Origin of the sequence: Melioribacter sulfuriphilus (genome assembly GCF_051488685.1) — a bacterium.
GTDB lineage: Bacteria > Bacteroidota > Ignavibacteria > Ignavibacteriales > Melioribacteraceae > Melioribacter.
The window spans coordinates 543,509-569,712 of the sequence record NZ_JBPSEH010000001.1 but is presented as its reverse complement, the minus strand read 5'-3'; the positions used below and the strand labels follow the sequence as shown (position 1 = coordinate 569,712).

Annotated in this window: 22 protein-coding genes; 18 read left to right on the top strand and 4 right to left on the bottom strand. The window is 37.8% G+C overall.

What is annotated here, in order from left to right:
- Positions 1-69: 69 nt before the first annotated feature.
- From aceE to lpdA, 3 genes are read left to right on the top strand one after another with little or no spacing between them, the layout of a single operon-like run.
- Entirely contained in the window at positions 70-2,748 is a 2,679-nt protein-coding gene (gene aceE / locus ACSSV9_RS02395) for a pyruvate dehydrogenase (acetyl-transferring), homodimeric type (protein WP_437345616.1), read from the top strand.
- Between the two features lie 29 nt (positions 2,749-2,777).
- Positions 2,778-4,397: a dihydrolipoyllysine-residue acetyltransferase gene (locus tag ACSSV9_RS02390; RefSeq protein ID WP_437345615.1), complete on the top strand. Its 1,620-nt coding sequence runs from the start codon at positions 2,778-2,780 to the stop codon at positions 4,395-4,397.
- Between the two features lie 39 nt (positions 4,398-4,436).
- Complete coding sequence (gene lpdA, locus ACSSV9_RS02385) at positions 4,437-5,855, top strand: dihydrolipoyl dehydrogenase (protein ID WP_437345614.1); 1,419 nt, start codon at positions 4,437-4,439, stop codon at positions 5,853-5,855.
- Between the two features lie 1,047 nt (positions 5,856-6,902).
- Here the strand turns inward: lpdA and ACSSV9_RS02380 are convergent.
- Together ACSSV9_RS02380 and ACSSV9_RS02375 are read right to left on the bottom strand one after the other, a co-directional pair.
- On the bottom strand, positions 6,903-7,376 hold the full coding sequence (locus tag ACSSV9_RS02380; protein WP_437345613.1) for an aminoacyl-tRNA deacylase: 474 nt from the start codon (positions 7,374-7,376) through the stop codon (positions 6,903-6,905).
- A 9-nt stretch (positions 7,377-7,385) separates the two neighbouring features.
- A complete protein-coding gene (locus tag ACSSV9_RS02375; protein WP_437345612.1) occupies positions 7,386-7,802 on the bottom strand; it encodes a lipocalin-like domain-containing protein in 417 nt (138 codons plus the stop codon).
- Positions 7,803-7,949: 147 nt separating this feature from the next.
- Between ACSSV9_RS02375 and ACSSV9_RS02370 the strand changes: the two genes are divergently transcribed.
- From ACSSV9_RS02370 to ACSSV9_RS02350, 5 genes are read left to right on the top strand one after another with little or no spacing between them, the layout of a single operon-like run.
- Positions 7,950-8,828 (top strand): N-acetylglucosamine kinase, encoded by an 879-nt coding sequence (locus tag ACSSV9_RS02370; protein WP_437345611.1) that lies wholly within the window; start codon positions 7,950-7,952, stop codon positions 8,826-8,828.
- Positions 8,825-10,618 (top strand): MFS transporter, encoded by a 1,794-nt coding sequence (locus ACSSV9_RS02365; RefSeq protein WP_437345610.1) that lies wholly within the window; start codon positions 8,825-8,827, stop codon positions 10,616-10,618. Before ACSSV9_RS02370 ends, ACSSV9_RS02365 begins: the two co-directional genes overlap by 4 nt.
- Position 10,619: 1 nt before the next feature.
- The gene (locus tag ACSSV9_RS02360) at positions 10,620-11,540 is read left to right on the top strand and encodes an ABC transporter ATP-binding protein (RefSeq protein ID WP_437345609.1); all 921 of its coding nucleotides are present in this window, start codon (positions 10,620-10,622) and stop codon (positions 11,538-11,540) included.
- Positions 11,533-12,369, top strand: a complete 837-nt coding sequence (locus ACSSV9_RS02355; RefSeq protein WP_437345608.1) for an ABC transporter permease — start codon at positions 11,533-11,535, stop codon at positions 12,367-12,369. The genes ACSSV9_RS02360 and ACSSV9_RS02355 overlap by 8 nt, the downstream gene beginning before the upstream one ends.
- Positions 12,370-12,375: 6 nt before the next feature.
- Complete coding sequence (locus tag ACSSV9_RS02350) at positions 12,376-13,035, top strand: LolA family protein (protein WP_437345607.1); 660 nt, start codon at positions 12,376-12,378, stop codon at positions 13,033-13,035.
- Here the strand turns inward: ACSSV9_RS02350 and ACSSV9_RS02345 are convergent, their stop codons facing one another.
- Positions 13,036-13,641: a YceI family protein gene (locus ACSSV9_RS02345; protein WP_437345606.1), complete on the bottom strand. Its 606-nt coding sequence runs from the start codon at positions 13,639-13,641 to the stop codon at positions 13,036-13,038.
- Positions 13,642-13,769: 128 nt separating this feature from the next.
- Here ACSSV9_RS02345 and ACSSV9_RS02340 point away from each other — a divergent pair, with 128 nt between their 5' ends.
- Together ACSSV9_RS02340 and ACSSV9_RS02335 are read left to right on the top strand one after the other, a co-directional pair.
- Positions 13,770-15,209 carry a sensor histidine kinase gene (locus ACSSV9_RS02340; protein ID WP_437345605.1) on the top strand — a complete coding sequence of 480 codons (1,440 nt, stop codon included), beginning with the start codon at positions 13,770-13,772 and terminating at the stop codon, positions 15,207-15,209.
- Entirely contained in the window at positions 15,210-16,394 is a 1,185-nt protein-coding gene (locus ACSSV9_RS02335) for an HDOD domain-containing protein (RefSeq protein ID WP_437345604.1), read from the top strand.
- 621 nt (positions 16,395-17,015) lie between these two features.
- Here ACSSV9_RS02335 and ACSSV9_RS02330 read toward each other — a convergent pair.
- Positions 17,016-17,273 (bottom strand): LPXTG cell wall anchor domain-containing protein, encoded by a 258-nt coding sequence (locus ACSSV9_RS02330; protein ID WP_437345603.1) that lies wholly within the window; start codon positions 17,271-17,273, stop codon positions 17,016-17,018.
- A gap of 120 nt (positions 17,274-17,393) precedes the next feature.
- Between ACSSV9_RS02330 and sucC the strand changes: the two genes are divergently transcribed.
- The 8 genes from sucC (at position 17,394) to ACSSV9_RS02290 (ending at position 26,203) form a co-directional block, all read left to right on the top strand.
- Positions 17,394-18,605 carry an ADP-forming succinate--CoA ligase subunit beta gene (gene sucC / locus ACSSV9_RS02325; RefSeq protein WP_437345602.1) on the top strand — a complete coding sequence of 404 codons (1,212 nt, stop codon included), beginning with the start codon at positions 17,394-17,396 and terminating at the stop codon, positions 18,603-18,605.
- Between the two features lie 7 nt (positions 18,606-18,612).
- Positions 18,613-18,984, top strand: coding sequence for a hypothetical protein (locus ACSSV9_RS02320; protein ID WP_437345601.1), 372 nt, complete (start codon positions 18,613-18,615; stop codon positions 18,982-18,984).
- Positions 18,985-19,165: 181 nt separating this feature from the next.
- Entirely contained in the window at positions 19,166-20,029 is an 864-nt protein-coding gene (gene rfbA, locus ACSSV9_RS02315; protein WP_437345600.1) for a glucose-1-phosphate thymidylyltransferase RfbA, read from the top strand.
- 245 nt (positions 20,030-20,274) lie between these two features.
- Complete coding sequence (locus ACSSV9_RS02310; RefSeq protein WP_437345599.1) at positions 20,275-20,661, top strand: YbaN family protein; 387 nt, start codon at positions 20,275-20,277, stop codon at positions 20,659-20,661.
- 97 nt (positions 20,662-20,758) lie between these two features.
- Complete coding sequence (locus ACSSV9_RS02305) at positions 20,759-22,366, top strand: hypothetical protein (protein WP_437345598.1); 1,608 nt, start codon at positions 20,759-20,761, stop codon at positions 22,364-22,366.
- Between the two features lie 9 nt (positions 22,367-22,375).
- On the top strand, positions 22,376-23,077 hold the full coding sequence (locus ACSSV9_RS02300) for a GDSL-type esterase/lipase family protein (RefSeq protein WP_437345597.1): 702 nt from the start codon (positions 22,376-22,378) through the stop codon (positions 23,075-23,077).
- 10 nt (positions 23,078-23,087) lie between these two features.
- Positions 23,088-24,476 carry an SGNH/GDSL hydrolase family protein gene (locus ACSSV9_RS02295; RefSeq protein ID WP_437345596.1) on the top strand — a complete coding sequence of 463 codons (1,389 nt, stop codon included), beginning with the start codon at positions 23,088-23,090 and terminating at the stop codon, positions 24,474-24,476.
- The gene (locus ACSSV9_RS02290) at positions 24,476-26,203 is read left to right on the top strand and encodes an AMP-binding protein (RefSeq protein WP_437345595.1); all 1,728 of its coding nucleotides are present in this window, start codon (positions 24,476-24,478) and stop codon (positions 26,201-26,203) included. Before ACSSV9_RS02295 ends, ACSSV9_RS02290 begins: the two co-directional genes overlap by 1 nt.
- Position 26,204 lies beyond the last annotated feature (1 nt).

The window sequence follows — 26,204 nt, the reverse complement described above, 5'->3', positions numbered from 1 at the left end:
ATTATTAAATTTGTCGAATAAAATAAGAGTTTAACTATTATTTAGAAGATTGAAAAAACGGGATTAATTATGAGCGATAAAAACAATAAATATTTATCCGAACTCGAAGAGATCGAACTACAAGAATGGCTCGAATCTCTCGAATATGTATTGCAAACAGGTGGCCCGGAAAAGGTAAAAGAACTACTTCACAATCTCGATACCTATGCTCACCAGAAAGGAGTAGAGATACCATTTACAGCCAATACCCCTCATATCAATACAATACCCAAAGAAAAAGAACCCCCTTTCCCGGGAGGACGAGAAATCGAGAGACGTATAAAAAGTCTAGTTCGATGGAACGCTATGGCTATGGTTGTTCGAGCCAATAAAGAAGAAAACGGAATTGGTGGACACATTTCAACTTATGCTTCGGCGGCAACTTTATATGAGATTGGATTTAATCATTTTTTCCGTGGTAAAGATGGTAATCATGAAGGAGATATAATTTATTATCAAGGTCATGCGGCGCCTGGAATTTATGCGCGAGCTTTTCTCGAAGGCAGATTGACTGTAGAGCAACTTGAAAATTTCAGAAGGGAATTAAAACCAGGCGGCGGACTTTCTTCATATCCTCATCCCTGGCTGATGCCCGACTTCTGGGAATTTCCGACTGTCTCAATGGGTTTAGGTCCAATTCAAGCAATCTATCAAGCGCGCTTTATAAGATATCTCGAAGATAGAGGTCTTAAAAAACCGAGCGACCAGAAAGTATGGGCTTTTATTGGCGACGGTGAAACAGACGAACCTGAGACTTTGGGCGCTATTTCGCTGGCAGCTCGTGAAAAACTTGACAATCTGATTTTTGTAATAAATTGCAATTTACAGCGCCTCGATGGTCCCGTGCGTGGCAATGGCAATATTGTTCAGGAACTCGAAGCAGTTTTCAGAGGCGCTGGCTGGAACGTTATTAAGGTCATCTGGGGAAGCGACTGGGATCCCTTGCTCGAACAGGATAAAACCGGACTCCTGGTAAAGCGGATGAACGAAACAATCGACGGTGAATCTCAAAACTACGTTACAAGAGGCGGCAAGTACGTCCGTGAACATTTCTTCGGTAAGTACCCCGAACTACTAAAACTCGTAGAACATTATACTGACGAACAATTGGAAAAAATGAAACGCGGCGGTCACGACCCAGAGAAAGTCTACGCTGCTTATAAAGCTGCAGTCGAGCATAAAGATGCCCCTACAGTAATTCTTGCAAAAACAGTTAAGGGATACGGACTTGGAGAAGCTGGTGAAGGTAAGAATATTACCCATCAACAGAAAAAACTGAACGAAGAAGAATTGAGAGAATTCAGAACGCGCTTTTCGATTCCAATCAGTGACGAAGAAGTTTCTAAAGCTCCTTTTTATCGTCCACCGGAAGATTCGCCCGAAATCCGTTATCTGAAAGAAAGAAGAAAAGCTCTTGGCGGTTATATTCCTAAAAGAGTTGTCAAATCACAACCGCTTAAAACTCCTCCCGAAGAAATATTCGAAGAATTTTATAAAGGCACAGAAGACCGTGAAGTTTCGACAACTATGGTTTATGTAAGGATACTGGCTAAGTTGTTGAAGGATAGAGAAATCGGGCACCTTATTGTACCAATTGTTCCGGATGAAGCTCGTACATTCGGAATGGAAGCCCTTTTCCGACAGGTTGGCATTTATTCTCATGCAGGTCAATTGTACGAACCGGTTGACAGCGACAGTTTGCTCTATTATAAAGAAGCAAAAAATGGGCAAATACTCGAAGAGGGGATTACCGAAGCCGGCTCGATGTCGTCTTTCATTGCCGCCGGTACAGCTTACGCCGTTCATGGGATCAACACCATCCCATTCTTTTCATTTTATTCGATGTTCGGATTACAACGAGTTGGGGATTTAATCTGGGCTGCAGGTGATATGCGTTGCAAAGGATTTTTACTCGGAGCAACAGCTGGAAGAACTACTTTAGCAGGAGAGGGTCTGCAGCACCAGGATGGTCAGAGCCATCTTCTGGCTTATCCAATTCCGAATCTCGTTGCATACGACCCGGCATTTGCTTATGAACTTGCCGTAATTATTAGAGACGGCATCTATCGAATGTATGAAAAGCGAGAAGATGTTTTTTATTACATAACTATTATGAACGAAAATTATCCCCAGCCTCCGATGCCCGAAGGAGTAAAGGAAGGTATTTTGAAAGGCATGTATAAATTCCGCTCCTCAAAAATGAATGATCAAAAATTAAAAGCGCATCTACTGGGAAGTGGAACCATACTCAACGAAGTCATTAAAGCAGCGGATATTCTCGAAAATAATTATAAAGTGTCAACGGATATCTGGAGCGTTACGAGTTACAAAAATTTGCATCTCGACGCCCAGGAAACTGAAAGATGGAACATGTTCCATCCCGATAAAAAACCGAGAACGCCGTATATTTCCGAAGTGACGAAGGGCGAATCGGGAGTTTTTGTGGCTGCATCGGATTATGTCCAGATTATCAAAGACGCTCTGGCAAAATGGTTGCCAGGACCTCTCCATTCGCTTGGTACTTACGGTTTCGGAAGAAGTGAAAGCAGAGCAGCATTGCGCGATTTCTTTGAAGTAGATGCCAAACATATTGTCTATGCTACTCTCTATTCGCTTTATAAAGAAAAAAAGATTAAACTCGATTTACTTAAAAAAGCTCAAAAGGAACTCGGCATAAATCCGGAAAAACCAAATCCGGCTAAATCATAAAAAATTTATAAATAAATTCGGTTTTTGATATGACAGTAGATTTTAAATTGCCACATTTAGGTGAAAATATAAATACAGCAGATGTAGTAAAAGTACTCGTTAAAGAAGGCGATCGGGTAGAAATCGATCAGGTAATCCTGGAAATCGAAACGGATAAGGCTACAGTTGAAGTGCCCTCTGAAATTGCCGGTATAGTTAAAAAGGTTCATGTCAAAGAAGGCGATAAAGCTATTGTCGGTCAGCCAGTTATTACAATTGAACAAAGTGAAAGTGTTGATTCCAGAGCTCAAACAGAAAAACCTTCACAGGCAGAAGAAAAAATTCAACAGCCCCAAGAAAATATTTCAAAAGTTGAATCAACGAGCAATATAGTGGACTTCAAGGTTCCTGTGTTGGGCGAAAATATTGAAGTAGCACAAATTGCCAGAGTACTTGTTAAAGCGGGCGATAACGTTGAAGTCGACCAGATTTTGATGGAATTAGAAACAGATAAAGCAACGGTCGAAGTACCATCTGAATACGCCGGTGTAATTAAAGAAGTGAAAGTTAAAGAAGGCGATAAAGTGAAAGTTGGGCAAACTGCTTTTCTAATTGAAACAAAGTCGACATCTGCCATTAAAAAAGAAATACCGGAAACAAAGCCTTCAATAAAAACGGAAAAAGAGGTTGAAAAGCCGCAACCTGTCAAAGAGCATACTCATATGCCTCAGGTAATTGATATACCGCGCGATATTGTTAAAAACATAGTTCCCGCTGCTCCATCTGTAAGAAGATTTGCTCGTGAAATTGGAATCGACATTCATCAAGTTGAAGGTTCCGGTAAAGGCGGAAGAATTACTATCGAGGACGTTAAAGCTTTTGCAAAGAGTCTAAATCAAAAAATCCAGTCCGGACAAATTTCAGCTTCGGGTCTGATGCAGGAACCTTTGCCCGATTTTTCAAAATGGGGTCAGATCGAACGCGTTCAAATGAATAACGTACGAAAAAAGACCGCCGAGCATTTATCGTATGCCTGGTCGACAATTCCGCACGTTACTCAATTCGACAAAGCTGACATCACAAATCTTGAGAAACTTAGAAAAGAATATTCAAAAAAAGTAGAAGCCGCCGGTGGTAAACTTACTGTTACTGCCATTCTGATTAAAATAGTTGCTTCTGCATTGAAAGTGTTTCCACAATTCAACGCCAGTGTGGACATGCAAAAAAGTGAAATCATCTATAAAAAATATTTTAATATTGGCGTTGCAGTTGATACCGATAAAGGTTTACTCGTGCCAGTAATAAAAGACGTCGATAAAAAGAACATTGTTGATATTTCGGTGGAATTGGCTGAAATCTCGCAGAAGGCACGCGATAAAAAATTATCACTTGAAGAGATGCAGGGAGGCAATTTTACAATATCGAATCTGGGAGGCATCGGTGGCACATATTTTACACCCATAGTTAATTCCCCCGAAGTTGCAATACTTGGAGTATCCAGGTCTTCTTACGAACCTGTTTACATCGATGGTAAATTCGAGCCGCGATTGATCATGCCTCTTTCGTTATCCTACGATCACAGAGTAATTGACGGTGCAGATGGCATTAGATTTCTCAGGTGGATTGTCGAAGCTCTCGAAAATCCATTTCTTTTAATTCTGGAAGGTTAGTTTTTCATAATAATTTTTTAATAAAAAATTGGAAGTTCAATGTCTACAAACACTCAATTAGCAGTAATAGGCGCAGGGCCAGGAGGATATGCAGCTGCTTTTCTGGCTGCCGACCTCGGAATGCAAGTAACTTTGATCGATAAAGAAAAAAATCCCGGCGGAGTTTGCCTTTACAGAGGTTGTATCCCTTCGAAAGCTCTTCTTCACGTTGCCAGACTTATAAACGAAGCTGAAGAAGCTAAAAAATGGGGAATCCACTTTGGCAAACCTAAAATTGACATCGATAAATTGAGAGAATTTAAAGATGACGTAGTAGGAAAATTAACAGGTGGACTTGGACAATTGTCCAAGCAAAGAAAGGTTAATTATATTCAGGGCAAAGCTTCGTTTGTCAATTCTTCTACTCTTTTGGTAGAAAAAGTCGACGGTTCAACTGAAGAAGTAATTTTTGAAAAGGCTATTTTAGCAACAGGTTCGGTGCCCGCTGCCATTCCAGCGTTTTCAATTGGTTCAGACAGAGTAATGGATTCTACAGCTGCGCTAGAATTAAAAGATGTGCCTGAAAAATTATTAGTAATTGGCGGCGGATATATTGGTCTCGAATTGAGCACTGTTTATGCTTCCTTAGGCAGTAAAGTTACAGTTGTTGAAATGATGCCCGGTATCTTACCCGGCGCTGACCGCGATCTGGTTGCAGTTTTAGAAAGGAGACTGAAATCAAAATTAGAAAATATTTATGTCAATACGAAAGTAGTCGAGCTTAAGGAAACCAGAGAAGGGATAGAAGTAAAATTGGAAGGCGATAAGGTGGAGAAACCTGCACAAACTTTTAATAAAGTGCTGGTTTCTGTTGGCCGAAGACCTGTAACAGAAGGTTTGGGACTCGAAAATACAGCCGTAAAAGTCAATCAAAAAGGATTTGTAGTTGTGGATAAGACTCTGAAAACCGACGACGACAAAATTTATGCAATCGGAGATTTAGTCGGTAATCCAATGCTGGCGCACAAAGCCTCAGCTGAAGGAAAAGTTGCAGTAGAATCAATACTTGGAAAACGAGTCGCATTCGAACCGAATGCAATTCCCGCCGTTGTTTTTACCGATCCTGAACTCGCATGGGCTGGAGTAACAGAAACCGAAGCTCGGGAAAAGGGAATTAAATACGAAGTGGCAAAATTCCCATGGGGTGCCAGCGGCAGAGCTACCACTCTCGATAGAAATGACGGTATGACCAAATTGATAATTGAACCGGAAACAGAAAGAATTATCGGCGTCGGTATTGTAGGCGTAGGTGCAGGCGATTTAATTGCCGAAGGAACGCTCGCAATTGAAATGGGCGCTAATGCTAACGACCTCGAACTCACTATTCATCCCCATCCAACCTTATCCGAAACATTAATGTTTGCCGCCGAACTTTATTACGGCAGAGCAACGGATATGTACCGTCCTAAAAGGAAGTAGGGGTTAGGGATTAGGAATAGGGATTAGGGAGTAGTAGAGAGTGGCGCGGCGGAATTTATCATTATGAGTAGCTTGTTCGACAGGCTACTCTTTAAATTTCGATATCTCATTTCACAATGCAGCAAATATAATTTTTATTCACCCCTCTCTTTAGTATTTGTATGAAGTCTTTAGTCATCATTTTATAGGTAGTTCAAAAATCTCTTGAAGACTAAGTTGCCATGCATTAAAAGTGGACACAAAATATTAGTATATCAACCAAAAATCATTGATTTACAAACTCATATTTTCCTAAGAAAAATTTTATCGACTCTACTTTTCTTTATTTCATTTCTTATACATAGGATATTTAATTCTTTACTGGCAGCTACATTTGAAGTCAATGCGTTCACATTAATGGATGTGATTTTATTCTCATTCGATGTTTTTTTTGTAAAAATATCAAAGTAAACTGAACAGTGTTATTCAAAGAATCCTGTATTTTGTGAGTAACTTTAGCCATAAGGATGATATCCAGTATGGAATTTATACGACTGGTAATTTATTGCTTAGAATTAAATTCTAATAGATAATTCATTTCTTTTATCAGAGTTAGGTGTAAGGTCATTTTTCACTAAATGAAATTTTAATCTGACTGAACTAGAATTAAAATATCGTACCTTTTCAAAGTTAAAACAGGTGAGGATTTTTTAGTAAAGAAGAATATTTCAATTGTCGTGGTAGAGCAATACTTATCGTATGTCTATCTCAACAATTAATCCAGCAGTGCTAAATTTTTGAATTATGATGTAAACAAATATGAAAGTATCACTTCATCAGGCACTTTAAAAACCAATTACACCGATGAAGTCAATAATAAATCCTGCAATAATTACCGCTATGATTTTATAATCGGGAGTTTCAGCGCTTTCAATTCATCAAGCAGTTGTTATCTAAAATGTCTATAGTGCTGCATCTATAAATTTTGTAACGAGCTTATTCATTCGTGCACCGATTAGAAGCAAGTGCCAGGATAATCTGCTGAAACTGAATAAGCCACGAAATTTTTTATACTTTTGACTGAAAAGAGAATTTCATTTTTTTCGGTTGTACCAGTCTTTCAAAGTCAGAATACGACATCTGGATCAGTTCGGTATGTGTGCCGGCGTTAAATGCAATTTCTTCGTCTTCAGCAAGTGACTGGTCGACGTAGACTTCGAGTCCGTATAAATTACCAAAAGGTGGCATAGCACCCACTTCGCATTCAGGGAACTTATCCATAAATTCCTGTTCGTTTGCCAATCTTACATTTTCGTTTCCAAAAGCTGTACGCAGCTGCTCGAAGTTTACTTTGTAGGATGCCGGCAGAACAACCATGACCATCTTGCCATTAATTTTAACCAGTACAGATTTAGCGAGCTTTTTCCCTTTAATATGTGCCGATGCTGCAATCTCCTGGGCTGTGAATGCCAAGGAGTGTTTAATCGTTACATACTTAATGTTGTTATTGTCGAGGAATTCTTTGAGCTTTTTCGAAGGCATAACTACCTCCTATTGTTTTGTGAACTCTAATGTCACACTCTGTACTCCAAATCCTTCTATTTCCATAGTAGTATTGAAAGTCAGTTTATTGCCCGATAGTGTATACTCGACAGTCTCTGAAACTCCGTCAATTGTAATTGTGAGCTTACCGTCGGCTTCAGTCCATGTTCCTGTTTCGGTATTCTCGCCTTCTGGATCTTTGTAAGTGGCTTGATAAGTTCCGTCCTCATTTAAAACAACCGTCATAGAATATCCTAAAGCGTCGGGTAAAAGTTTCACATCACCGGAACCCGTATGGACTGTGATGGCAGTTAATTTCCATGTGCCTGTTAAAGTCGGTTCAGAGGACGTCGGATTCGAATCTTCGCTGCAGGAGATAAACGTAAATAGTAACAATATGAATAACGACTTTAATAAATTTTTCATCTCATTCTCCCGAAATATTTTTTTTGGAAAAGGGGTTCCTCTAAATGTACATTCGTAAAGTAAAGAGATTATTATTCCATTTCAACAAAATAATAAAGGGCATATGAATTCTTTTTTTTATTTTTCAAACAATAAAAATTTCTGCTTATGAAGTATTTTTTAGGAGCGGACGGGGGCGGTACTAAAACCAGAGCCGTTTGCATTGACGAAAAAAAGAAAGTCCTGGCCCGTTTTGAAACAGGGGCTTCCAATCCTTATACTGTCGGCTTCAATAAATCAGCTGAATTGCTCTCGTCATTTATTCATGATATAAATGAAAAATATCAATTGTCGGGAGCTGTACTGGGGATAGCGGGATGTTCAAATACCAGTGTGGCAGAAAAACTAATGAATAAAATTAAAAGTAGATTTGAATTTCCAATTGAAATTAAAGGTGATATCGAAATAGCACATTACAGCGCTTTTGCAGGGAGGGATGGTGCATTATTGATTGCAGGAACTGGTTCGGTTATTTATCTGAAGATGGGTGCAAGTTTTACTAAAATAGGAGGCTATGGAAAAATTATAGGCGACGAGGGGAGTGCCTACTCGATTGCAAGGAAAGGATTTGGCGGCATAGCAAAAATTATCGACGGTCGATTAAGTGATAAGCTTCTCTATGACACAGCTGACAAATTAGGTCTTCTTCAAAGAGATAAATTAATTCCTTTTGTCAGCTCAGAAAATATTGCGCAATATGCCATGCTTTTTATTGAATGTGCAATCAGAGGGAGCAGATTCTGTATGCGGATTTTAGAAGAAGAAGCAGCAGAGGTTGCATCACTAATTGATATTGCTTCGAAAAAATACTCGGGAGATAAACTTCCGATTGTTTTTTCTGGCGGTTTGTCGAATAATTTATTTTACACAGAATTGATCAAGAAAAAAATAAAAAACTCGAATCGAATGATATTTAATAAAGCAAGATATACACCCGAGTATGGTGCTGCTTTAACTGCTGTTAAACTTTTTAAGGATATTAAATGATTGCAAAGAAATCTCTGCACAAAGGAGGAACAAATAGCCGTAGCGCCTGGACGTGGGTTCCAACTCTCTATTTTGCTGAAGGGTTACCTTATGTAATTGTTATTACCTTTTCGGTAATAATGTATAAACGTCTGGGTATTTCGAATGCTGACATAGCGCTTTACACAAGCTGGCTTTATTTACCGTGGGTTATCAAACCATTCTGGAGTCCGTTTATCGATTTAATACGTACCAAACGGTTCTGGATTGTTGCCATGCAATTGTTAATAGGAGCTGGCATGGCGGGAGTAGCGCTGACCATTCCCGCTCCTGATTTCTTTAAGTTCACTCTCTTGTTCTTCTGGTTAATAGCATTCAGCTCGGCAACTCACGATATTGCAGCCGATGGTTTTTATATGCATGCGCTCAGCGAAGGCGAACAGAGTTTTTTTGTAGGGATAAGAAGTACGTTTTATCGTTTTGCAATTATCTTTGGGCAGGGCATTCTCGTAATCCTTGCAGGACAACTCGAAAGTGCACTTACAGTTACTCCAGCAGAAATAAGAGTTATTTCTTCGCCAGAAAAATTTTTTGAAAATACTCTTACCGTCGATTCTTCTTCAGTTAAGCCGATGGAAGGTAAACTTAGAATTATAGCCCGACCGGAAAGACTCGAAATAAGTACGAAACCTCAGACAAAACAAACGGTCGATTTTTATCTGAATTTTGTTCGAAAGATGAATATTATAAACGGTTTTTCTGAAACAGAAATTGTTCTTCCTGATACCACCGGAAGTATGGAACCTGCAGGAAATATCGGAATTGTTAAATTCATGCTTTCTAATAAACCGGATGAAAATGAAGAAATAGTTGTCAATCTTAATTACCAGGAAGGCGATAAAAATTTTAATGTAATTGCGGGTAACAAACTTGTCTTTAATTCAACAAACTGGAATAAGCCAGCTTTCGCACTCATTCAACTTGAACCTTATGTTAACGAGAGGACCGAAGCGCTCTTACGACTTGAGCCTGTAAAAGTCCCACTCGCATGGATTATTACATTCGGAATTCTTGCAATATTATTTTTGATATTTTTCATTTATCACAGCCGTGTTTTACCAGCACCGGTAACGGACAAACCAGTAATTATACCGGGATTACAAAAATTAACGAGCGAGTTCTTTAGAACATTTTTTAGATTCTTTGAAAAGCGTAAAATAATCTGGATAATAGCTTTCCTTTTGCTTTACAGACTCGGCGAAGCGCAGCTGGTTAAAATGATTGGTCCATTTTTCCTCGATCCTAAAAGTGCCGGTGGACTCGGCTTATCAACCTCAGATGTTGGATTGATTTACGGTACGGCTGGTGTGGCTGCACTCGTGATAGGAGGAATTATTGGCGGCATTTTGATTTCAAAATACGGTCTGAAAAAATTACTCATTACTATGCTCGTTGCCATGAATGTTCCGAATCTCGTATATGTTTATCTGGCTTATGCGCAACCGGATCAAATCTGGATCGTCTATCTCTGTGTGATTTTTGAACAGTTCGGTTATGGTTTTGGATTCACTGCATATATGATGTACATGATTTATGTTTCAGAAGGACAATACAAAGCTTCTCATTATGCAATAACGACAGGCTTTATGGCCTTAGGCATGATGATCCCTGGTATGTTCAGCGGATTAATTCAAGAGGCGGTCGGTTATCAGATGTTTTTTGTGTGGGTTTGCATTGCTACAATCCCGGCGTTTATAGTAGCTAAATTTATTCCTCTTAATCCTGCGTTTGGAAAAATTGAAAGGAAATAAATTGAACGATACAATAATTGAAATTAACGGACTCACCAAAAAGTTCGGTTCATTAACGGCAGTCGACAATCTCGACTTGAAAGTTTATAGGGGAGACATCTTTGGATTTTTGGGACCCAACGGTGCAGGCAAGAGCACTACAATTCGAATGTTGCTGTCGCTTATAAAACCCACTTCAGGATCAATTAAAATCTTTGGACTTTCTGTTAAACACGACCACAAAAAAATAATGAGAAGAATCGGTGCTATTGTCGAAAAACCCGACTTCTATTTATATCTGACAGCGTATAAAAATCTTGAAATACTGGGCAGACTTAGCGGTGCCGACATTTCGAAAAACAAAATTATGGAAATGCTCGAACTTGTTGGTCTGGCTTCGAGATATAAGAGTAAAGTGAAAACATTTTCTCACGGAATGAAACAAAGATTGGGACTGGCTCAGGCATTACTTCATGACCCCGAATTAATTATACTCGATGAGCCGACTACTGGTCTGGACCCGCAGGGAATGAAAGAAATTCGCGAATTAATTCTTTATCTCAGTCGCAATAAAGGAAAAACCATTTTCCTTTCGTCACATATTTTGCATGAGGTGGAAATGATTGCAAATAGAATGATTATTATAAATAAAGGGAAAAAAATCGTCGAGGGGAACGTCTCCGAACTTCTGCGGTCCGACAGGATGAATGTATCTTTCGAAGTTTCCGATAATACCAAAGCAGTAGAAGTTGCAAAAGAAATTGTCGAAAACCACGATATTTATTCCGACTCGAATAAAGTAACGCTCACTTTAACACAACAAGAAATATCCGAACTCAATCGAAAATTTGTCGAAAACGGTATTGAAGTTTATTCGATAGTGCCTGTCCGTTCTCTCGAGGAGTACTTTCTTAAAATTACCGAGGGAGCAAACAATGATTAATCTAATAAGAATCGAATTGACTAAAATATTCGGGAAATGGAGAACCTATATCGGATTTATTGCAATCGGATTGCTTGTGCCTATTATTCAAACGGCACTTTATTTTACTGGCGACGACTATATCAAAATGGTAACACAAGGTTTTCAGGAAACTTTTCTGATGGTTGGAAATCTGCTTAACGGATATTTTATTGCCAATCTTGTACTGAATTCTTTATTCATACACATACCTTTTTTGATTGTACTGGTGGGAGGCGATATCCTTGCAGGAGAAGCCACTGCCGGTACTTACAGAATGCTGTTGGTAAGACCTGTATCCCGCTTTGAAATAATTACGTCGAAGTTCATAGCTGGAATTATTTATGTAATCAGTTTAATTGCCTGGCTCGCATTTCTTAGTCTGGGTATAAGTTTGTTAATTTTCGGTTCAGGTGAGTTGATTACTTTCAGGGATAAATTAATCATATTTGCATCAGACGACGTCCTGTGGCGTTTTTTCTTTGCATATCTCTTTTCGATTTTAAGTATGACCACAGTTTTTTCGCTTTCATTCTTGTTCTCGTCGTTTGTTGAAAATTCAATTGGACCTATCATAGGTTCCATGGCTCTGATTATAATTCTATTGGTTTTGTCGGCTTTGCCTATTGACTTTTTCAATGCTATCCAGCCGTACTTTTTTACAACATATATGCCGGCATGGAGTCATTTCTTTTCCGATGAAATTGATTATAATGAAATAACTAAATCGGCTCTCTATCTAACTGGTTATACATTCCTGTTTTTTACCATAGCTGCAGGAATTTTTATTAAAAAAGATATTCTAACTTGAGGTAATATGATGAGAAGTTTAATTCTTCTTCTATGTTTTGTTACCAATCTTTTTGCACAAAAATTGGATGCTAATGAAATACTGAATAAAGTTGTTGAAAAGTTCGAAAGAGTTAAAGATTACGAAGTTGACCTTACAATCACAACAGACCTGCAAATGGTCAAAATGCCCGAAATGAAATTGAAAATTTTCTTCAAGCAACCAGATAAATTGAAAATTTCTTCGAAGGGATTTGCAATGGTTCCAAAAGACGGAGTTAATCTGAATCCTCTCAAATTTCTTAAAGGAGATTATAGCACGGTTTATGTAAAGAATGAAAAAGACGAAGAAGACGAAAAAATTAATTTAGATGTAATAAAAATAATTCCACTCAGCGATACTGCTGATTATATTCTTTCAACAATATGGGTCGATAGAGAAAATCATCTTGTCAAAAAACTTGAATCAGTAACAAGGCGGGGTATTAACGTAACTAGCAAGTTCTATTATAAAAATACTTCTTATGCATTGCCTTCAAAAGTGGTCATCAATCTCAATGAAGGTAGCGCTGACAAATCAAAGAAAGAGGAAGAGAAAAGTTTTCGACAATCACTAAGCGGCAAAGTCGTACTTACTTATTCGGACTATAAAATCAATCAGGGATTAAAGGACGAATTTTTCAAATAATTATTTTGTGCTGCCTACAAGATTGAATTTGATGTCGATATTTTCAGCAACTTTATTACCAATCAATTTATTTTCGACGCCAAAATCAGAAAGTTTAATACTGAAATTGCCGCTGACGCCAATCAAATCGCCTTCTGCTATTTCTCTTGTTTCTTTGCTTTCGTGCAGATAAACAATTTCAACGACCACCGGAATGTTCCTTGAAATTCCGTGCATGGTCAATACTCCATTTAAAATGCATTTTGTTTTATTACCCTCGCTTGCAAGAATTTTTTCGACACCTGCAACTTCGTATGTAATGTGCGGATATTTTTTTGAATCGAGCCAGTTGCTACTCTGTAAGTGTTTATTGCGAAGTTTAATACCAGTGTTTATGGAATTAACGTTCAGAACAATCTTACCTTTAATTCCTTCTTTCAAATTAACGGGATTTAACTCCGCTCTTCCCGAAACTTGATCGCCCGTCCCGTTTATATCTTCGAGCGGAGTAGTGCTGAAGAACCTGATTTGATTTTTGCCGGTTTCTTCTTTGAAATAAAATGTCGATTTGCTCTGCGGGAATGTAACAACTGTCAGAAAAAATAAAACTGCGAGTAAGATTTTCATTTTTATCACCTGCCGAATGCTGTTATAAAAACAATTTTGATATTGATACAGTTCACTGTTAATACTTAAGTATATACACTTCTTATCGATAATAACATTGGATAATTTTGTAAAAAATATAAGCTGCTTTGATTTCAATCAGTATACTAAATATTGCTGCGGGATTGCTATTATTCGACAGCGACATCGCATTAATCTTGGTGATATTTTTTGTCGTGGCTGGCGTATTGGGTCTTGCTCGCGCAGTGAGAATTAAAACAATAAATGAATTAAGTCGTGAATTAGAAAAAACCGTTCAGGAAAAGACGGCAGAGATAATGAATCTGAATAGCAAGCTCGAAATTTTAAATTCTGCTATCGATGCAGAAAAGGAGTATTTCCGTGTGATACTCGGTTCAATTGAAAACGGCGTAATTGCTCTCGATTTGAAAGGTAAAGTATTTCTCGTAAACAAATCGGCGGAAAATATTCTGGGCATCGAAGAAAAGGACATTAAAAATTTTCAGCTTGTTTCGTTATTCGAATCGATACTTGAAGAAAATTACAGAGCGAAGTCAAAGTACTTTGATATGTCAGATATCGAAAATTTTATTCCGATGAAAAATGAACAGCTGGTTATCAATGCGAAAGACAGGAAACGAAAAATATTGCAGATAAATTCTTTAGAAATAAAAGATGAGAAAGAACTTCGGGGCGTGGTATTTATTTTAAAAGATAAGACCGAATCGATTGCCGTCGAAAATCAGCTCGCTGTATCTCAAAAGATGGAATCGATAGGACAATTAGCAGCTGGCATTGCTCATGAAATTAATACCCCACTTCAATACATCAGCGACAATATTAATTTTCTCGAACACGCCTTCTTCAATATAATGGAGTATCTTTCATTCATCAATGAAGCGTTTGACAAGCTTGTACCTCTCGAGGAGATAATTAAAACTGCAAGAGAGAAAGAAAAAGAATACGATTTCGAATTTCTTAAAGAAGAAATTCCTAATGCATTGGATCAGTCTCATACAGGAATCAGGAGAGTAAACAGAATTGTGCTTTCGATGAAGGAATTTGCACACCCTGGCACAAATGAAATGTCGCATTACGATTTGAATCATAGTATAGAAGTGGTAACAAACATAACTCGGAATAAGTGGAAATACATAGCCGACCTGGAGCTTGAACTCGATCCAAAACTACCGAATGTATACTGCAATCTCGACCAGATTAATCAAGTGGTATTAAATATGATCCTCAACAGTGCGGATGCAATCGAAGAAAAAATTAAAGCAGGACTTTACAAAAAAGGTACAATTAGAATAAAAACTGCAAAAAAAGAAAATAACGTGGAAATTATTATCTGGGACAATGGCATCGGTATTAAAGAAGAATATTTACATAGAGTTTTTGATCCGTTTTTTACGACCAAAGAAGTGGGAAAGGGTACTGGACAGGGACTATCGATCTGCCATAATATTATAGTCAATAAACACAAAGGAAGTATATTGATTAATTCGAGATATAAGGAAGGAACTAAATTCATAATTAAATTACCATCTTCAGAGGGAGCATATTAAATGGAACCAAGTATAATATTCGTCGATGACGAAATAAATGTATTAAACGGTCTAAGAAGATCGCTCTATGCATCTCAATTTAAATGGAAAGCTTCGTTTATACAGAGTGGAGTAGAAGCATTGAACGTTCTTAAATCGGAACGATGTGATATTATTATCAGCGATATCAAAATGCCTGGTATTGACGGAAGTGAACTGCTTAGGATAGTCAAGAAAAATTATCCGCAAGTGGTACGTTTTGCACTCTCGGGATTTCACAAAGAAGATCTGGCAATTCAATCGAGCAATATCTTTCATCAATATTTTGCCAAACCGTTTGAATGGAATTTGTTGCGCGAAAAAATAGAACCGGTGATGATATTGAAAGAATTGATTGTTAATAACAGAACGATAGAATTGATCAACAGTGGTGATGTTGTGCCCGCTCTTCCCGAAATTTATTACAAGCTCGAAAGAGAATTGAATTCAGAGGATATCTCGATTCATAGGATTGTAAATATTATTTCAAAGGATATAGCATTGACGGCTAAAATTCTTCATCTTGCCAACTCTGCTTATTTCGGTACCGTTGCACAAATTACAAATTTGCATCAGGCGGTTACAATGCTGGGCATTAACATTATTAAGTCCCTCGTGCTTTATATTAATATCTTTAACTTTGTCAATAAAAATCCGCGAATAAAAGATTATATAGAAGAACTCTGGAGTCATAGCATCTTAGTAGCATCTTTATCGAAACAGATCATGGAATTTTTTACTAAGGACAGGGTTAAGAGTGAGAGAGCATATATTGCCGGAATACTTCATGATATTGGCAAGATTATTCAACTTTCGCTTTTGCTTCGAATAGGAAAAGAAAACCTCTACCCAATGGAAGAGAGTGAATCTAAAGATTTGCTTGGCGCTACACATAGCGAATTGGGAGCTTACCTTCTGAGTTTATGGGGATTGCCGAAAGAGATAGTCGAAGGTGTATTGCTTCATCATACTGCCCCAGTAATTGAAAGCAACAATATTAGCATCCACAGCGCTGTGCAACTTGCTAATTCACTTGCCGATCTTAAATACGAAGACCCTTATGTTATCGATGCAATGAACTCAAATGAACTCGTATGGGAATTAATTGAAAGCATTAAAAACGGACGAGATGCGGATATGAATATGAGCAATACTGGCGGATTATAGCATTTTTTAATTTCTGTTATAAAAGGATTCTGCAATAGAATTTCGATTGCTTCTCGGAAAATTATTACCACGTTATTAAAAAGCTAAAAGTTCCTCGCTCTGTGCGGTTGTTGTTTTTGCTTTAGATGCCTCTTAGAGATAGTATTAATCAGTTAAAAATTTTGGGCATCTAAGGATCGATTTACCCCAAATTAGGTTCTGAAAAAGTATTCGATACCGAAATCAAAAGATCTGTGTACATTTTTATTAGAAAACCATGTAATTCAAAACAACTACTATGTGTGATCAGTGTTTTAATATGTCAGTATCAATCGATAAAATTAGAAGAGAGATTCTAAAAACTTTTGAGAACAATAAAAATTTCGGGAGTTAATTTTAAACTGCAGTATAACTCAAAATTGAAATGAGCCAGTTATTCTCTTAAATATTCCCTGAACTGAGAAAGTCGCGGAAAGTACTTGATAGGTATTCGGCACACAAATTTTTTTGGTAGTTCATGATTACGATGCAAAAATTTACGAAGATTGCAAACAGACAGATACGCTTGCGTATGCTAAAGAATTATATAAAGATAACAATCAATATTTGCTGCAATTAATTTTAGGGTAATCAAAATTTCGATCATTTTTTCCTTCTGAAGAAGAAGTAGAGTAATGCCGTAGATATGACGATAATTCCGCTAATTGCCAAACTCAAGTCCAACCCCCAGACAAATTTGTCGACCCATTTGCTTTCAGTCCAGCCGAATAATTCATCTTTGGTTTCCACCAGCACCTCGGTCTTTGTAAAGATTTCACCTCCGTGGTAGAGCCAGATACCGAATGTGATCAATATTAAAATGGAGGAAATAATTGTCAGATATTTTTGCTTTTTGTTCATTGTCATCCTTTTGACGTTTAAACAAACTTCGATATGGGGAAATTCAATTGAATCTCTTATTTAAATGACTTAATTTTTCGATGAAAGAATAATGATGCCCATTAAAGTGGAGAAAATTTTATGAAAATACACGAATTTCAGGCGAAAGAGACGCTCAAAAAATATGGCGTGCCAGTGCAGGACGGATATGCAATTAAAGATTTATCGGAACTCGACAAGGCTCTGGAAGCACTTAAAGCCGCCGGAATTAATCAGTTTGTCGTTAAATCTCAAATCCACGCCGGAGGCAGAGGAAAAGGTAAAATTTACAACGCAAATAATCGGAATGAACTTGTGCTGGAAGGCGGGGTTAAGTTTACTACAGATGAAAGAAAAGTAAAAGAATACGCCGAAAAAATGCTCGGGAATATACTCGTAACTCATCAAACTGGTCCAGAAGGGAAGAAGGTAAAAACACTTTATATCACGGAAGGACTCGACTATAAAAAAGAATTGTATGTTGGAATTTTGCTCGACCGCACCGTCTCGAGAAACGTAATAATGGTTTCAACAGAGGGCGGAGTAGAAATTGAAAAAGTCGCTGAAGAAACCCCGGAAAAAATATTGAAAGTCTGGATTGATCCTGCTATCGGATTTCAGCCATTCCAGGCACGTCAACTCGCCTTTGGACTCGGTTTAAAAGGTGCTGCATTTAAGAATTTCATTCCGTTTATAATGAAGCTTTATAAAGCATACGAAGAGACTGACGCTTCGCTGCTTGAAATAAATCCGCTGGTAATTACAAACGACGAAAGAATTATTGCGCTCGACGCCAAAATGAATTTTGATGATAATGCTCTTTATCGTCATCCCGATATTGCGGCATATAGAGACCTTGACGAAGAAGATCCGCTCGAAATCGAAGCTTCGAAATATAATCTCAACTATATCAAACTCGATGGCAATGTGGGTTGTATGGTAAACGGTGCAGGACTCGCAATGGCTACTATGGATATTATTAAACTGGCAGGAGGCGAACCTGCTAATTTCCTGGACGTTGGGGGCGGTGCTAATAAAGAAACTGTTGCCAATGGCTTCAAAATTATTCTTTCCGACCCGAATGTTAAAGCCATCTTGATTAATATTTTTGGCGGTATCGTTCGATGCGACCGAGTGGCACAAGGAGTTATAGACGCTGTTAAAGAAGTCAACGTTACAATTCCAGTTGTAGTGCGTCTGGAAGGCACGAATGCCGATATTGCTCAGGAGATGCTGAAAAAATCAGGTCTTAATTTCGAAGTTGCATCTTCTTTGAAAGAAGCTGCAGAAAAAGTAACGGCAGTTATAAGTTAATATAAAAATGATTGAATTAAAGATTACAATCGAAGCGGCGCTGGCTTTATTGCTCGACAGAATAAAAGTTGAAACTGAAATGCGCCATAAGTCGAACGACATAAGCAAGTTTGCCCGCTTCGAGGATTTGAGTTATAAACACCAGATAAAAATTGTCGAAGCGGCGATCTTTGATACCATATTTCTGCTCCCCGTCGATATTATCAGTCAAAGGTCCAACCTATCTCTGATTATTACAGAAACTGTCAAATCGCTCTATAAAGTTTTTAGAAAAGAAGAATATCTGCTTTATAACAAACAACAGGCAGATAAAATAATCAACTATATTTACAATTATTTTACATCTCATCTCAAAAACGACAGATTTAAGAATAATTGATTCGCTTTTGTTGATCCGTATAATTTATGACTAACAAGGAAAAAAGATTGATAGATGGAAATTGTATTAATTGTTAGAACGGTAATTTGTATGAGTACGGCAGCTTGGTAAGTCCCTTGTAATTTTATCTATATCGTTTTTATAGTTACAAAAGAAAGTTAAATAAAATTCGGGAGCAGTAATGAAAGGAATTATTCTTGCCGGTGGTTCGGGAACGAGAATGTATCCCATCTCAAAAGTTTACAGCAAACAGTTGACCCTTATTTATGATAAGCCCCTGATTTATTATCCCCTGTCTGTTTTAATGCTTGCAGGGATAAGAGAAATTTTGATTATTTCGAACTATGAAACAATTCCGCTCTATCAAAAACTTTTTGAAGATGGTTCTCATCTCGGCCTGTCGATCGAATACGCTGTTCAGTATGCTCCAAATGGAATTGCCGAGGCATTTATAATCGGCGAAAAATTTATAGGCGAAGATGCAGTATCGCTCATACTCGGAGATAATATTTTTTACGGCAAACTCGACTTCTTTTATAAAGCCGTTCAGGAAAACAACGACGGTGCTACGATTTTTGCTTATCAGGTAAAGGACCCTCAACGTTATGGAATCGTCGAATTCGACGACAACGGCATGGTTATTAGTATTGAAGAAAAACCAAAACTACCGAAATCCGATTTTGCTATACCTGGACTGTACGTTTATGATAATAATGTAGTTGAGATATCGAAAAAACTTAAGCCTTCTCAACGAGGAGAGCTTGAAATTACCGATGTTAATAAAGCATATCTAAACCGTGGCAAATTGCGTGTAGAAAAGATAGGACGGGGAGTAGCCTGGCTCGATACAGGAACGCCTGAAGCTCTCCTTAAAGCTTCCCAATTCTTCGGTGTTATTGAAGATCGACAGGGTTTAAAAGTTGCCTGCATTGAAGAGATTGCTTATCAAAAAAAATTTATCGATAAAGATCAGTTCAAAAAATTGATAGAAAGCATTCCAGATTGTTTATATCGCGATTATTTACAGCGCGTTTTAGATGAATAGAACTTATTGCCATTAAAAATGTATCCACAAATTTGAAAATTTGTTTTTATTAATCTACAGCTCAATCTACACCATCTTTCCAGAACTACCTCACCACACAACTAAAACTTCATTTCCCTCATCCCCATATCTAACCCCCAATCCCTAATCCCTAATATCTAATCCCTAACCCCTAATATCTATTCCCTCTTCCCTTTTTCTTATATTTGTCACATAAGTTATTCGTAATCTTTATTTCAATAGAAATGAAAAACATTTATAAAAAAATATTGATTGTAGCTGGTTGGATATTTGTGGGACTTGGTATAGTAGGTATTTTTTTGCCGTTGATGCCCACGACTATATTTTTCATTCTTGCGGCGGCATCCTTTGCCCGCAGCTCGGAGAAATTTTATAACTGGTTGATTAATCACCCAAAATTTGGAAAGATTATAAAGAATTACATGGAACACAGAGGAATACCGCGAAAGTCCAAAATTATTGCAATTGGGATGGTTATAGTAACTATTGGAAGCTCGACGATCTTTTTTACGTCGAGCCTGTTTCTTCGTGTTGTACTGACTATAGTTGCAATTGGAGTAATTACTTATCTACTTTCGTTGAGGACGGTAGATATTGCCGAAAGCGATTAATTTTGGGCAAGCAGATTTTAAATAGAGTAACTTTTCTCAAAGTTTATTATTTTTATCGCATCATTTATACACCATACCAATCAAGGAGATAATTCCTATGGGGCTTTTTTCCCGAGGGATGAGAGAAGAATTGAACAGATTGCGCGATGAAAACGACGAATTGAAAAACACTCTTCATGCTTTTGTTCAAAAACATTCAAGTATAAATAACGTCGAAAGAAAAATTGCAGAAGCGGAAAAGGAATTCAAAGAACTTACCAAACGTAACGAAGAGCTCTCCTCCTTAGTTGAATCGCTGAATTACGAACTCCAGACAAAAAATGAAATGCTCCAAAAAATAAAAACAGAACTTGCCGAGCTCGAAGAAAAAAGAATTTTGTACGAACAGGAAGTCTCCGATATTGTATCTTCGCCGGATGAATCGGCGAAATTGTTGAAGAAAAAAGAACAAGAACTCGAAGAAATAAATAAAAAGTACGATGAATTGAACCAGGCTTACGTAAAACTTGAATCGGAATTTTTAGAGCTTCAGGATAAGATGTTTGCCGAAACAAAAAACGAGGACGTTCCGGAGGAACTTAAAGAAGCTTCCACAGACATCGAAAAAAAAATAGAACTACTGAAAGAAGAAGAAAATCAAAAGAAAAAACTACTTGCCAAACTTGAAGAACAGATTTCATTGAGTGAAGAGATCAAGACAAATCTCGAAAAATCGCTAAATGTAGTTCTCACCCAACTGCAAGAAAAGGAACAGATCTTTTCTGAATTTTTGTTCAGCAGGGATGAAATAGTTGAGGAAATTAGAAAGAACAAAAATGTACTGGCTGAATTGAATTTCAATATTGAAGCCGAAAATAAAAAGTTGACCGAAATCAAAGAAGAAATATCATCAAAAGAAAGAGATAAGCAGAATCTGTTAAACGAAATCAATAGACTCGAAAATGTAAAAAGGCATCTACAGGAAGGAATTCTTCAGCTTAAAAAGGAAAACGAAGCCTTGTTCGAAATTATAGACAAGCAAAAAAAATCGCTCGAGGAATATGAAAAGAAGAAATTTGAGCTGGAAGAACATGCTTTGAACTTAGAGAATAAAGTAACACAAACGCTCTCTAAATTTAACGAAGAATTGAACTCCCTGAAACAGGATATTCTGGATAAAGAAAAGGAGATATCGACAAAGGAAAAATTGCTGCTCGAAAAAAAATCGACAATTGCAGAATATGAAGGCATTGTCAAAGTGCTCGAAAAAGAAAAACAAATTCTTGAAGAATCTAATCGCAACTTGAGAAACGAAGAATATGAATTGAATAACAGACTCAATAATATTAAGACGGAATATTCCGAAATGAAAAGCAGGATCGAATCTCTTAAATCGGAAACAAAAATTCTCGAAGAACAAAAAATGTCGGTGGAAAAAGAGATAAAGAACCTGCTCAAACAATCGAGCCAGGAATATTCTTCGCTTGACGAAACAAAATATAGATTGTCGCAGGAACTCAATGAAGCCCGTACGAAATTAGAAGAACTTGAAAATTATTATGAACAACTGAAAAACGACTATAAACTAATGAAGCAAGAGGCATCGGAAATCGAATTGAAAAAAGAAGAGTATACAGCCAGAGTATCGGAATTAATTGCACTGGAAAAAAGTTTGAAAACCAGAATCTCGGAATTCGAAAAGCAGTTGGGCAATAGTTCAGAATAAAGGGCGATTTTGAAAAAATTATTTTTAAGTGGAATATTGACTCTCATGTTATCTTCTGCTACCGTCATTTGCGGACAGAGCAATTTCTCTCCTCAGTTCAAGAAAAATCCTAACTACGAAAAAATGAATTCCCTGTTCAATATTTATAAAACAAAACAGGCTGATATTGTTTTTTTGGGGAATTCTCTTACTGCTGGAGTCGATTGGAGCGAACTACTTGGCAGGTGCAATGCCGTCGGAAGGGGAATACCCTCAGATATATTGCCTGGCTTTTTGGAACGTCTCGACGATATTATTAAGTTGAGACCCAAAATTGTATTTATTATGGGTGGTATTAACGATATCTATAACTGGACGCCCGTTGACGAAATCTATTTTAATTATTTAAAAATCATTTCCAGACTTCAATCAAAAAATATTATTCCCGTGATTACATCTGTAACATACGCTGCAAAGAATTATGCCAAAGACTGGGGCGGTTCGCCGGAAGTTAACGCAGGAAGAAATCGCGAAATCGATAAATTGAATAAGATGCTAAAAAATTATGCTCTCCGAAATAACATCGATTATATTGATTTGAACGAACTTATGTCAAATGCCGAGGGTTTTATTGACGAAAAATATACCTGGGACGGTCTGCATTATAACGCAGAAGGATATAAAATCTGGGCAAATGAAATCGAAAAGATTTTATCAAAATATAAATTATGAAGGGTGCAAAATGGAAAAAAATTATATAAAGCAACCAACAATTATTCTTGTCGGTACGTTGTTGCTTTTGTACCTCCTTTCGTTTGTAAATTATGAATATACAATTGCAGGTTTTACATTTCGCAATGTCGATTTCTTTATCGATATTAAACCCGACAGTTCCGAAGAAGATTTATCGAAAAATACGACCGTCGCAATCAAACCCGGTGTAGTTTTCGCTGGATTCGATTTTTCCAGTGCGATTGAGTTTTTATCATCCAACAGTTACGGCGAAAATTATCTCTATCAGGGACAGAAGACGGGATTCTACGGCAACACAGAGCAGCTAAAATATTTTTTTGACGCACTTTCCACAGCTAAAACGAAACCGTTCCGAATTGCACATTATGGCGATTCTGTGATTGAAGGCGATTTGATAACTGCCGATATCAGAGAGCAATTGCAAAAGAAATTCGGCGGCGACGCCGTGGGCTGGCTCGGAATAGTTTCACAGGATGTTGCATTTCGTACAACTACCAGACATTCATTTTCCGATAACTGGGAAATTGCGTCTGTCTACACAAGTAACCCCAAATCGTTGAAGCTCGGAATAAGCGGCGAGGTGTTTATTCCACAAGGGAACGCCTGGGTGGAATATGAAGTCAGCAGATTGAGAAAGTCGCTTAAAGGTTTTTCCAGAGTCAGAATTTTTTATTCTAATGCTAAAAGTTCGGATATCTACTATTCTTTCGATAACGCTTCCAAAAAGTCAGTAAGTCTGAATCCGGGTTCAGGAATTAAGGAACTTGTTCTTGACGCCGGCAAAATTGTTAAATCGGTTCGCATTGAATTTCCTCAAAAAGAACAGGCACATTTTTATGGAGTCAGTCTTGAAAACACACCCGGAATTTATATCGATAATTTTCCACTAAGAGGAAATTCAGGTGTTGATATTGCACAAATCAATCCTTCGATACTCAAAGAATTTTCGAAATATCTCAATTACAAACTTATTATTCTCGAATTCGGATTGAATATACTGGGTTCCCGAATGACAGATTACAGCTGGTACGAAAGAGAGATGGGAAAGGTTATTAAGAGTCTTAAAGAGGCGTTTCCCGAAACAAGCATTATAATGATAAGTGTTCACGACAAAGCCCGCAAAGTCGGGACTAAATTTGAAACCGACCCGGCTGTATTTAAGCTACTCGAAGTTCAGAAAAAGATAGCGCAGAATAACGGAGTGGCATTATGGAGTTTGTTTGAAGCGATGGGTGGTAAAAATTCAATGCACAACTGGGTGACTGCAAATCCTCCTATGGCATCGCGCGATTACATTCACTTCAATAATCAGGGCGCCGAAAGAATTGCTGAACTTTTTGTTGAATCTCTCCTCGACGAATTTAACAAGAGGAAATGATGGAAAAATTCAACATCGAAGAAGCCAATACTCTATGGAAGAGGTGGAAACTTAACGCCGAAAAATATCCCGACAAGGAAGCTGTAGTTCACTGGCTTGCCGGCGAAGAACCATATAGATGGACATACAAAAAATTAATTGATACAGCCGAAAAATTTTCCGTAGTTTTGAAAAAACATGGTATCAAAAAGGGTGAAGTATGTTCAATAATAATCCGTCATAATAAACTTTTATATCCGCTCTATTTCTCGATAATTCGACTTGGAGCACTGCCAGCAATTCTTGCCTATCCGAATCCGAGACTTCATCCCGACAAATTCCGTCAGGGATTGGAAGGAATGTCGCAACGTTCCGGGCTCGATTATGTTCTGACAGAAAAAGAACTCGACCCACTTATCAGACCTTTAATCGATAAGCAGGGAAGTACAATAAAGAATATCTTCTTTCCACTTGACTGGGATCTGGAATCGGAATTCGATTCTGGATTGAATGACGAAATTGAACGAGAGGCTGACGAAATTAAATTCGAAGATGAAGCTTTTTTGCAACATTCCTCGGGCACAACAGGACTCCAAAAGCCGGTTGTCCTTTCGCACAAGGCACTCCTTTATCATGTAAAATATCTGGGCGAACGGCTCGGTATGAATCGGAATGATAAAGTTGTAAGCTGGCTGCCTTTGTATCACGATCTTGGACTGATTGCCGCATTTCATATCCCACTGGCTTATGGAATTACAACCATACAAATCGATCCATTCGAGTGGGTACTGGCTCCCATTTTACAACTTGAAGCCGCTACAAAAGAAAGAGCCACTATGACGTACATGCCAAATTTTGCTTACAATGTACTTGCCGAAAAAATCGACGAGGAAGAACTTGAAGGAATTGATCTTTCAAGTTTACGCGCCGTTGTTAATTGCGCTGAGCCAATACGTCACGAAAGTCATGTTAAGTTTATAGAGCGTTTTAAAAAGTATAATCTCAATCCGCTTTCGCTCGCTGGAATGTACGCTATGGCTGAAACTACCCTTGCCGTTACTGTGACCGATCTCGGCAAGCCAATTAAAGAAGTCAAAGCAGACAGAGACGAACTTGCTCAGGGAAGAGTAAAATTAGCCGATGGAAATTCTTCAATTAGAATTTGCGTTTCTTCCGGGAGACTGATAGAAGCATGCGATGCAAAGATTGTAGACGACAATCGAAAGGAGCTACCAGATGGCATTGTAGGAGAGGTTGCCGTTAAATCTGTTTCGATGTTCGATGGATATCGTAACTATCCCGAAAAAACTGCAGAGGTCGTTGAAAATGGTTGGTACTTCACCGGCGATTACGGATTCAAATACGAGGATGAATTTTTTATCATTGGCAGAAAAAAAGATATTATAATCGTAGCGGGAAAAAATATCTATCCTGAAGATATTGAAGATGCAGTCAATCAGGTGGAAGGTGTAATTCCCGGAAGGGTAATTGCATTCGGGGAGGAAGACCCGGAAATGGGGACTGAGTTTATAAGTGTTGTGGCCGAAACAAAAGCCCAAACAGAAGAAGAAAAAAACAATCTCCGACTTGCAATCCTCAAAGCGGGAATGAGTATCGACGTTGGCATTCATAAAGTTTATCTTGTGCCACCAAGATGGCTCATCAAAAGCTCTTCGGGTAAACCGAGCAGAAAAACCAACAAAGAGAGATTAATCGAAAATAAAGATCCACAAGTATGGAGCAGATAAA